This window comes from Candidatus Krumholzibacteriia bacterium (genome assembly GCA_035649275.1).
GTDB lineage: Bacteria > Krumholzibacteriota > Krumholzibacteriia.
Genome location: DASRJW010000100.1, coordinates 1 through 9,458 on the forward strand (window position 1 = coordinate 1; position 9,458 = coordinate 9,458).

Sequence of the window (9,458 nt, forward strand, 5' to 3'; positions counted from 1 at the left end):
GCCCGAGCCCGCGCACCAGGTGGTCGGCGTAGCGGTAGGAGATGTAGGCATCGTCCACCGAGTTGCCGAGGAAGATTCGGCGCAGAACCAGGGCGTGCAAGACGAGGAGCGCCGCGCCAGCGGCGGCGATACCGAGGGGAATCCAGTACCTGCGGATGAACGTCGCGACTCCTGCCATGTGCGGCTGGAGTCTAAGGAGTCGTGCACACCCTGTCGACGGCGAAGCAAGCCGTTTGACCTGGCCCGGAGCCTTGCACTCCGAGTAGCCTGGGCGCGTGGAGCCGAGCGCACCTCTGCACGAACGGGGGGACGATGCCCTCGTCGAAGCTGCGGGTCGCGGCGACCGCGAAGCGCTCCGCGTCCTCGTCGAGCGCTGGGGGCCGCGGGTGCTCGCCTTCCTGCAACGAGCCCTGGCATCGAGCCGCGACGCCGAAGATCTCGCCCAGGAGACTTTCCTCCGCGTCCATCGTGCGGCGCCGCGCTATCGCGCCCAGGGCCGCTTCCCTGCCTGGCTCTTCCGCATCGCCGGCAACCTGGCGCGACAAGAGTTGCGGCGGCGGAAAGTCGTTTCCCTGCTCCTCGGCGAACCGAGCTCGCGCCCCGAGGAGATCTTCGCCTCCCTGCCTGCACCGCCCTCCTTCGCTCCCGAGAGCGCGCTGCAGGCAGAGGAAATGCGCCGGGCCCTCGCCTGGGCGATGTCGCGCCTCCCGGCGCGGCAGCGATTGGCGGTGCTGCTGCGCTACTACGAGGACATGCCGGTCGCTGACATCGCGGCGGCCCTTGGAACGAGCCCGCACGCGGCGGAGTCGCTCCTCGCCCGGGGGACGCGGACGCTGCGCACACTCCTGCGTGATCTCCGCCCGTAGGTCGGAGGGCCTGGCGGTCGTCGAGTGACCTCGTCCTCGCGTCCGGCGGTGTTCCCCTTCGCCCGACAATCACCCGCCAGCCGGACTGGTGGCGAAAGAGCGAGCGACGGGAATCGACCCGTTGCGGATTGGGCTGTACAAGGAGAAGGGAGAGTCCCGTGGCCGCACGGTGCCTGGAGTTCGAACGGCTCAGAATCGCAGCCCGTCCGGAATCGCCGCAGGTCCTCGAGCACATCCGCTCCTGTGAAGCCTGTGCCTTCGAATTCAACGAGTTGCAGCAAGTGAGCCAGCTCCTCCGCGACCTCGGGCGGAGCGAAGCAGCCCATGTTCCGGGAGCTGCGGACCTCTGGAGCGGCGTGGCGGCGAGGCTCGAAGAACCGAAGCTCCTCGACCGGGTGCCGCAGCCATTCTCCGCCGCTGCCCGCCTCCTGGGCGTCCTCACCCAGCCCGCGGTCGCCACTGCCTGGGCCACCGGGATCGCCGGATTCCTTCTCGGCCTCTGGCTCACACCGCCGCGTGGCGACGCAGAGCCCGCCGCACCCTACGCGGAAGCGAGTCTCCTCGAAGGAACGGATGCAGGGTTGATCGACATGTATGGGGAAAGCTTCGCGCCGGACGCCGCTGCCCAGGGACAGGACAACCAGGATTCGATCGGAGCGCCCCAGCAAGCGACGGATGATTCTCGATGAACTGCGCCTTCGGATCGAGGCGAGCACTATGAGACGCATGTGCAGTCCGCGGAGCACAGGATGAGACGCCACCTCGGACGCTTGCTGCTGCTGTTCTCGCTGGGACTCAACCTGGCCTTCGTCACCATCGCCGTCGTGCGCGCGCGCGAAACCGTGAGCGAGGAGCGCGGCGGTCGGCCTGCCGACTTCTCGCCGCGCTGGCAGGGCCGGCGGGACGCGATCATGGGTCGGGCCCTCCGGCTCGAACCGGCGCAGAGGAGGGCACTGCACGAGCACTTGGGCGCCGTGCGTCCGGAGCTCCAGGCGGCGCGGCACGACCTGTTCCTCGCCCGCCGCGAGTTCCGCGAGGCCCTGCGCCGTGCCGATGCGCCGAGCGCCCGCCTCGCCCGCGCCCAGGTTTCCCAGGCTCAGATCCGTCTCGACAGCTTGAGCGCCGAAGCCATGCTGGCAGAGCTCGCCGTCCTGCGACCCGAGCAGCGCGAGCGCTACCTGCGCTGGACGATCGACCGGCCGCGCTTCCGTCACGACCGGGGCCGGCCACACGAGGATGAATGAACGTTCGGCGCCTGGGCACGAATCACTGCACTTTCCACGCCCCCACTGTGAAACGAAAGGATCCACCATGAAACCGACTCTCGTCTCCCCTCGCGGTCCCACTCATGCACACCGGCACCGCGTGCTCCTCGGTGTTGCACTGATCACCGCGGTCTTGCTCGCCCTCCTCCTCGGCTCTGTCGACACCGCCGGTGCGGCGCCCAAACCGGGTCATCCCGGCCATGACGCTCACTTCAAGGTCGACGGGATCGGCACGGGCATCTTGGACGCCGCAGAGAAACTGAAGCTGTCGGACGAACAGGTGGCGCGTCTCAAGGGGATCCGCAAGAGCGCTCCGGCGCAAATCATGCCGAAGACACAGGCGCTCATGGAAGCGCGCATCGAGCTGCACGACCTCATGGCGGAGGACAACGCGCAAGCCGAAGCGCTGCGCCGGGCGCACCAGAACCTGCTCGAGGCCCGCGCCGCGGTCCAGTCGGCGACCTTCGACCTGCGCATGCAAGTGCGCGAGGTGCTGACGCCGAAGCAGCGCGCGGAGTTGAAGGAACTGTTGCAAACCCGCGCCCACGAACGGCGCCTGCGCTCCCCGCTGGGACCTCGGATGCGGGGCGGCTGGGACGACGACGGCGACCTGGACTTCTAGGAGCGTTGCTGCAGGGCTTGCCAGGCTTGCTCGGCTTGCCAGAGATGGCGGTGCTCGTGCCGTGGCAGGATGGTGAGCAAGGAGTAGAGGTTGTACTTGAGGCGCGCATTGAAGGGACTGGTGATCTGCAGTGAGCCGAGGGGCAAACCGTCCGCCGCCGCGACCCAGCGCAGCTGTTCCGCCTGCAAGCGCTCGAACTCGGTCACCAGCCCCCTCGCCGGCGCGGTGCTCTGGGAAACGAAGCGTGCCGTGGTCTTGACTCGCACCCGCGCCGGGGGTCCGGCCGTCCGCCACATCAACCAGCCGACGAAATCCCGGCGGTAGTGCTCCGGCGCCGGTCCGCCGCGCCGGCGCCCTTCGGCGAGGGCAGCCTCGACAAGCGGTCGAAAGCCCTCGGTCGTCAAGTTCAGGTGGCCGACACACTCGGCGATGGACCAGCGCTCCGGCGCGGGTCGCTCCGCCCAGCGTTCCGCAGGCACGGTCTCCAACAGGCGGCGCAGGCGTACCCCGGCGCTCTCGTATTCATCCGTGATCGCTTGCAACTGTGGGTGCACCGGGCGTCCTCCGCGTCGTCGCAGATTCTCGACGCCGAGAGCCTTGGTGGCAACCCCGACGGCGACTTCTCTGCAGCGCCTGGCGCGTGTACCCTCCCCGCCGGGGAGCGGGGACGACTCGAGAGGTCGCAAGAGAGCAAGGCAGGTCGCCGAAGAGGAGAGTTGCATGACCGCGCCGAGGATGCGCAAGGAAAAGGACTCGATGGGCGAACTGGAAGTGCCGGCATCGGCCTACTACGGGGCGACGACCCAACGGGCGCTGTTGAACTTCCCGATCAGCGGTCTCCGCTTCGGCAGGTCGTTCATTCGCGCCATCGGTCAGATCAAACAGGCCGCCGCCGAGGTCAACAAGGATCTCGGTCAGCTCGAGGCGAAGCTGGCGGAGGCGATCGTTGCGGCGTCGCAGAAGGTGATCGACGGCAAGCACGACGTGGACTTCCCGATCGACATCTATCAGACCGGGTCCGGGACCTCGACGAACATGAACGCCAACGAGGTGATCGCGAACGTCGCCAACGAGGCGTTGGGCAGCCCGCTGGGCTCGCGCCAGCCGGTCCACCCGAACGACCACGTGAACCGCGGGCAGTCTTCGAACGACGTGATCCCGACGGCGATCCAGCTGGCGGCGGCGGTCACCATCCAGCAGGAGCTGCTGCCGGCGATGCAAGAGCTCGAGGAGTCACTGCGGAAGAAATCGAAGGAGTTCTGGGAGAGCATCAAGACAGGGCGGACGCACCTGCAGGACGCGACCCCGATCCGGCTCGGGCAGGAGTTCCTGGGCTTCGCGGGCCAGCTGGAGTACGGGCGGCAGCGGGCGTCGAAGGCGCTGGCGGAGCTGTGCGTGCTGCCGCTGGGGGGCACGGCGGTCGGCACCGGCATCGGCATGCACCCTGAGTTCGCTTCCCAGGTGATCGCCAAGCTGCGGCAGCGGACCAGTTTGGAACTGAGCGAGACGAAGAACCATTTCCAGGCGCAGGCGACGATCGACGCGATCGTCGAGGCCTCGGGATCGTTGAAGACGATCGCGGTGAGCCTGATGAAGATCGGCAACGACATCCGCTTCATGGGCTGCGGTCCCCGAGCCGGGATCGGCGAGCTGGAGATCCCGGCCGTGCAACCGGGCTCGTCGATCATGCCGGGCAAGGTGAACCCGGTCATCATCGAGTCGATGACGATGGTGTGCGCGCAGGTGATCGGCAATGACGCGACGGTGACGATCGCGGGCCAGGCCGGCAGCCTTCTCGAGCTCAACGTGATGATGCCGGTGGCGGCGCACAACCTCCTGCAGTCGGTGGAGCTGCTGGCGGCATCGTGCCGGAACATGGCGCGGCAATGTGTGAACGGGCTGAAGGCGACGCCGAAGGGGCCCGAGATGGTGGAGAAGGGTCTGGCGATCTGCACCGCCTTGGCGCCCGTGATCGGCTACGACGCGGCAGCGGCCATTGCCTACAAGGCAGCGAAATCGGGGGAGACGGTGAAGCAGGTGGCGCTGCGCGAGACCAAGCGCTCGGCCGCCGAGCTCGACAAGGTGCTGGACCCGTCGACAATGGTGGAGCCCGGGGCGAACGTGGGCGGAGGCGGCGGCTGAGCTTGGCGCGTCACTCCTGCTCCCGCGGCGGGGTGACGCGATGCGGGCGCGAGACGAACTCGTGCCGGCTCTCGGCGAGGGAGCGGTAGCAGGCCTCGACCACCTCGAGGCTCCGGAGGCCGTCGCGCACGGTGATCGGCATGGGCTCGAAGCGCTCGATGCAGCGGGCGAAATCCGCGAGCAAGGGCGGCAGCGTAGGCTCGGGCTTGGCTTGGCGCAGTAGTGTGCGCTCGTTGCCCTCCACGTACACGACTTGATCCAGCTGGTAATCCACCCACAGCTGCCCGCGCTCCCCGACGATCTCCAAGCTCGACGAGCGCGACTGCGTGCACTTGGCCACCTCGAGGGCGACGAGCGTGTCCGAATCGCGCAGCGTCGCCAGCACCTTGAACAGATCCTCGTGGAACGGGTTCTCCACCCGGTGCGCCACGCAGTAGATGCGCTCGAACTCGAGGCCCAGGAGCCAACGTACGAGATCGTAGAGGTGCACGCCGGTGTTGAGGATCGAGCCCAGCGGGTGCGTGGTTTCGGTGTTCTGCCAGGCCAGATTGGTGCGCGGCAAGCGCTGCGAGGCGGTCAGCGAGCGCACTGGACCGACGCGATCCAGCTCCGCGCGCGCGAGCTGCAGCGACACGTTGTAGCGCAACGTTTGACCCAGGAGTAGCGGCGTCCCCGTCTCCTGCACCACCCGCTCGAGCTCGTAGGCCTCGTCGAGGGCCTGCGTCAGCGGCTTTTCCAGGAGCACCGGCTTGCTGCGCTCGAGGGCGAGCGTCGCGAGCAGCAGATGCGTGGGCGGCGGCGTCACGATGACGACGGCATCCACACCCGGGTGCTCCAGGAGCGCCTCGGGGTTGGTGAAATGCGGCACGCCGAACTCGCGCCCCACGCGCTCGGCCTGGTGCCCGTCCCGGCGGCACACCGCCGCCAGGGTGGCTCCGGGAACGTCCCGAGCCAGGTGGCGCGCGTAGCGCAAACCGTGCACGCCGAGGCCGATGACACCGACTCGCAGCATGGGAGGATTCTAGCCACTCCCGGCCCTTCTAATGAAGCCGGGATCTGGGTGATGTAAAACAGACCCCTGGGTGAAGGAGCAGACCTTGGGTACGCAGGTCTTGCAGCCGCAAGTGCCCACCCGCAGTTCCAGGCTCGACTTTCGCTTCACCGCACGTCATCTGGAGGTCAGGGGCGCGTTGTTTCCCATGCGGGAGAATCGCCCCATCCAGACAAATCTGGGGTTGCCAAGGAAGCCTGACCCGAAGTATCTAAGTCCAAGGTCTTCGCAGTCATCGCCGCACTTCGCGTCTGGACGTCTGGAGCAAAAGATGCACGGGCAAGGACGTACGCATCTGTTCGATCACGCCGGACGGCGCCTGGTGTTGCATAACATCTTGACCCATAATTGTTTATGGTCGATTGGCCGGCACCGACTCCGCGCCTGGTGGGGTGTTTTGGCGCTGGCTTCCTGCTGCCTCGGCGCTGCAGCGCTCGCGCAGGATAACGATGCGGGCTGGACCCAAACGGGCGTCGCATCCTGGTATGGCCCCGGTTTCGCGGGTCGTCCGACGGCTTCGGGGGAGACTTACGATCCGTCGAATTTGACCGCTGCACACCCGACCCTGCCGCTCGGGAGCTTGGTGCGGGTCCACAACCTCGACAACGACCGGAATATGATCGTCCGCATCAACGACCGCGGTCCCTTCGCGCGCGGGCGCATCATCGACGTGAGCCGCGCGGCGGCCGACGTGCTGGGCTTCCGCAAGGACGGTACGACGAAGGTGCGCCTCACCAAGGTGGCGCCGCCGCCGGGCCGGAACATTGCTGTTTCCGCTGCGAGCGCCGCTCCCAGTGGGGAGGACACAGCTCCGCCAGCGCCCAAGGAACCGGCGCCCGCATTCGTCACCGAGTCCTCGCTGCGGACGCCGCCGGCGGCAGCGCCGACACAGGCAGCGGTCTCGACGGCAGCTACGCCCAACCCCACGACGACGGCGGCTGCGACAAGCGGTGGCGCCCAAGGCGAGGCTCCGCTCTATTTCGTGCAGATCGGTGCCTTCCGCGACGAACGTGGCGCGCAAGAACTGCTGCAGAACTCTGGCTCCCTGGGAATGGCCCTGCAAGTGGGATTCTCCGAGAACCTCTACCGCGTCCTCGCCGGGCCCTTCGAAAACAGCGACGCGGCCGAGGTGGTCACCCGGGAACTCGCCCGTTCCGGTAAGACCGCTTTCGTCCGCAAGCACCCGTGATGCTCTCGATGCCTTGACGAACACGAACTGCCGAGGCAAGATTCTCCGGTGCGCGACAGCCAGACTCACGACACCATCGCCGTCCTCGACTTCGGCGGCCAGTACGCCCATCTCATCGCCACGAAGGTGCGCGCCCTCGGTGTGCGCGCCGAGATCCGCGATCCAGACGACCCGACGGATTCCTTCCGCCACTACAAGGGCCTGATTCTCTCGGGGAGTCCGGCACTCTCCGCCCATGACGAGGACTCCGGCTGGAGCCGCGGGGTGCTCGATCTGGGCTTGCCGGTGCTGGGCTTTTGCTTCGGCCACCAGGAAATCGCCAAGCACGCTGGCGGCAGCGTGGCGAATTCCCAGCGCGAGTACGGCGCCGCCACCTTGCACCGCCTGGCGGATTCGCCGCTCTTTGCCGGTCTGGCTCCCGCGGAACCCGTGTGGATGAGCCATGGCGACACGGTGACGCACTTGGCCGGCGGCTTCGTCGAACTCGGTTACTCCACCGGTGGCGCCGACGCCGGGCAGTCGCACCGCAACGCTGCCATCGCCTGCGAACAGCGGCGCCAGTACGGCCTGCAGTTCCACCCCGAGGTGGACGACACACCGTGCGGGGCGCGCATCCTCCACAACTTCGCCGTCGGCATTTGCGGCGCCCAGGCGGACTGGGCCGTGGGCGAGCAGATCGAAGCGCGTGCCGCCGCCATCCGCGACGAGGTGGGCGATCGGCACGTCCTGCTCCTGGCTTCGGGCGGCGTCGATTCCACCGTCGCTGCGCTGCTCTTCCAGCGAGCGCTGGGGACGGAGCGCTTGCAGCTCCTGCACATCGACAACGGCCTCATGCGCAAGGACGAGAGCGCCCGTGTGGCAGCAGCGCTGCACGCCCTCGGGCTCGGCTCCAGCTTGCACGTCGTCGATGCGTCGGATGAGTTCCTGGGAGCGCTCGAAGGGCTCACCGATCCGGAGGCGAAGCGCAAGGCGATCGGCGATACCTTCGTCGCGGTGTTCGAGCGCGAGGCGGCGAAGCTGGACTTGGAGCACGCCCTCCTCGGTCAAGGCACGATCTACCCGGACACCATCGAGACCGGCGGCACGAAGCGCGCCGACCTCATCAAGACGCACCACAATCGCGTCCCGCTGATCGAGGCGATGATCCGGCAGGGCAAAGTGGTGGAACCGCTCCGGGACCTCTACAAGACCGAGGTGCGGGAGCTCGGACGCGCCTTCGGCCTCGACCCGGCGAGCCTCGAGCGCCATCCGTTCCCCGGCCCCGGCCTCGGAATCCGCGTGGCCTGCGCCGCTTCGGTCCCGCCGGAATACGACGCTTCCCGTTTGCAAGACGAGAGCGATCGCGTTGTGCGCGAGGCTGCGTCACGGGAGCCGGCGATCGCCGCGTTACGCTGCCTGCCACTTCCCGTGCGCTCGGTGGGCGTGAAGGCGGATCTGCGTAGCTACGAGCACCCGCTGCTCCTCGTCGGCCCCGACCCGGGCTGGGAGCGCCTGACGGCGCTGGCAACGTCCCTCGCCAAGCGCGTGCACGGCATCAATCGCTGCCTCTACGAGTGCAGCGGGCGGCTGCCACGGCGCGTCGAGCTCGTCCCGGCGACAGTGACCCGCCGGAGACTCGAGCTCTTGCGCAAGCTCGACGACATCGTCATGCGCGCTCTCGAGCGGCATGGACTGATGCAGGAGATCTGGCAGTGCCCCACGGTCCTGGTACCGCTCCGCCTGGATGGCCGCGGCGAGGAGCTCGTGGTGGTGCGCCCGGTGCTGTCGGAGCGCGCCATGACCGCCCGCCCCGGTTCCCTCGGCGACGCCTGCATCGCTGAGCTCCGGCGCGACCTCCTGCGCTTCGACGCGGTGAGCGGCCTCGCCATCGACGTCACCACCAAGCCCCCCGCCACCATCGAGTGGGAGTGACGGCGCCTTCTATTCCTTCGACAGCGCTTCGGCTTCGCCCTCGACGCCAGCCTCCGACCGTCAACGATACGCCCGCTTCAGCCCGCTCCAAGTGCCGACCTGAACTGGGAGTGGGGATGGGTCGCGCATGATGCCAACCCGATGCGATACTGCGCCCCGTCCAGAACGAAATAACCGAGGCGCGTTCCATCCCGTGACCAACATGGCCGTCCGTCCGTTTCGCGCGTGGTATGATTTGACCCTGACCATACCCGCGCGACGATGACCGCATCGCCGGGGGAGGGTCGCATCCATGTGGAATCGTCCGTTCTCGAAGCCCGCGTCGGGTCCGCTGGGGTCGGCGAATTGTCTCATGCTCACTTCGCTGGCCGCTGCGGTTCCAGCAGTCCGCGGCCAACAAACCTGTCTGTCG

The 9,458-nt window shown here is 67.9% G+C and carries 9 protein-coding genes; 7 read left to right on the forward strand and 2 right to left on the reverse strand.

Going from position 1 to position 9,458, the window contains the following annotated elements; all coding sequences use genetic code 11:
- Positions 1–275: 275 nt before the first annotated feature.
- The 4 genes from VFE28_09935 (at position 276) to VFE28_09950 (ending at position 2,753) form a co-directional block, all read left to right on the forward strand.
- A complete protein-coding gene (locus VFE28_09935) occupies positions 276–866 on the forward strand; it encodes a sigma-70 family RNA polymerase sigma factor (GenBank protein HZM16312.1) in 591 nt (196 codons plus the stop codon).
- A gap of 158 nt (positions 867–1,024) precedes the next feature.
- Positions 1,025–1,555 carry a hypothetical protein gene (locus VFE28_09940; GenBank protein ID HZM16313.1) on the forward strand — a complete coding sequence of 177 codons (531 nt, stop codon included), beginning with the start codon at positions 1,025–1,027 and terminating at the stop codon, positions 1,553–1,555.
- Positions 1,556–1,615: 60 nt separating this feature from the next.
- Entirely contained in the window at positions 1,616–2,110 is a 495-nt protein-coding gene (locus tag VFE28_09945; GenBank protein HZM16314.1) for a periplasmic heavy metal sensor, read from the forward strand.
- Between the two features lie 67 nt (positions 2,111–2,177).
- Positions 2,178–2,753 (forward strand): Spy/CpxP family protein refolding chaperone, encoded by a 576-nt coding sequence (locus tag VFE28_09950; GenBank protein HZM16315.1) that lies wholly within the window; start codon positions 2,178–2,180, stop codon positions 2,751–2,753.
- Here the strand turns inward: VFE28_09950 and VFE28_09955 are convergent.
- A complete protein-coding gene (locus VFE28_09955) occupies positions 2,750–3,307 on the reverse strand; it encodes a DinB family protein (protein HZM16316.1) in 558 nt (185 codons plus the stop codon). The genes VFE28_09950 and VFE28_09955 overlap by 4 nt on opposite strands.
- Positions 3,308–3,473: 166 nt before the next feature.
- Between VFE28_09955 and VFE28_09960 the strand changes: the two genes are divergently transcribed.
- Positions 3,474–4,895 (forward strand): class II fumarate hydratase, encoded by a 1,422-nt coding sequence (locus VFE28_09960; GenBank protein HZM16317.1) that lies wholly within the window; start codon positions 3,474–3,476, stop codon positions 4,893–4,895.
- Between the two features lie 10 nt (positions 4,896–4,905).
- Here VFE28_09960 and VFE28_09965 read toward each other — a convergent pair whose 3' ends face one another.
- Positions 4,906–5,907: a Gfo/Idh/MocA family oxidoreductase gene (locus VFE28_09965; GenBank protein HZM16318.1), complete on the reverse strand. Its 1,002-nt coding sequence runs from the start codon at positions 5,905–5,907 to the stop codon at positions 4,906–4,908.
- 310 nt (positions 5,908–6,217) lie between these two features.
- Here VFE28_09965 and VFE28_09970 point away from each other — a divergent pair, with 310 nt between their 5' ends.
- Together VFE28_09970 and guaA are read left to right on the forward strand one after the other, a co-directional pair.
- Positions 6,218–7,135: a septal ring lytic transglycosylase RlpA family protein gene (locus tag VFE28_09970; GenBank protein HZM16319.1), complete on the forward strand. Its 918-nt coding sequence runs from the start codon at positions 6,218–6,220 to the stop codon at positions 7,133–7,135.
- 48 nt (positions 7,136–7,183) lie between these two features.
- Positions 7,184–9,046, forward strand: a complete 1,863-nt coding sequence (gene guaA / locus VFE28_09975) for a glutamine-hydrolyzing GMP synthase (protein HZM16320.1) — start codon at positions 7,184–7,186, stop codon at positions 9,044–9,046.
- The last annotated feature ends 412 nt before the right edge of the window (positions 9,047–9,458 follow it).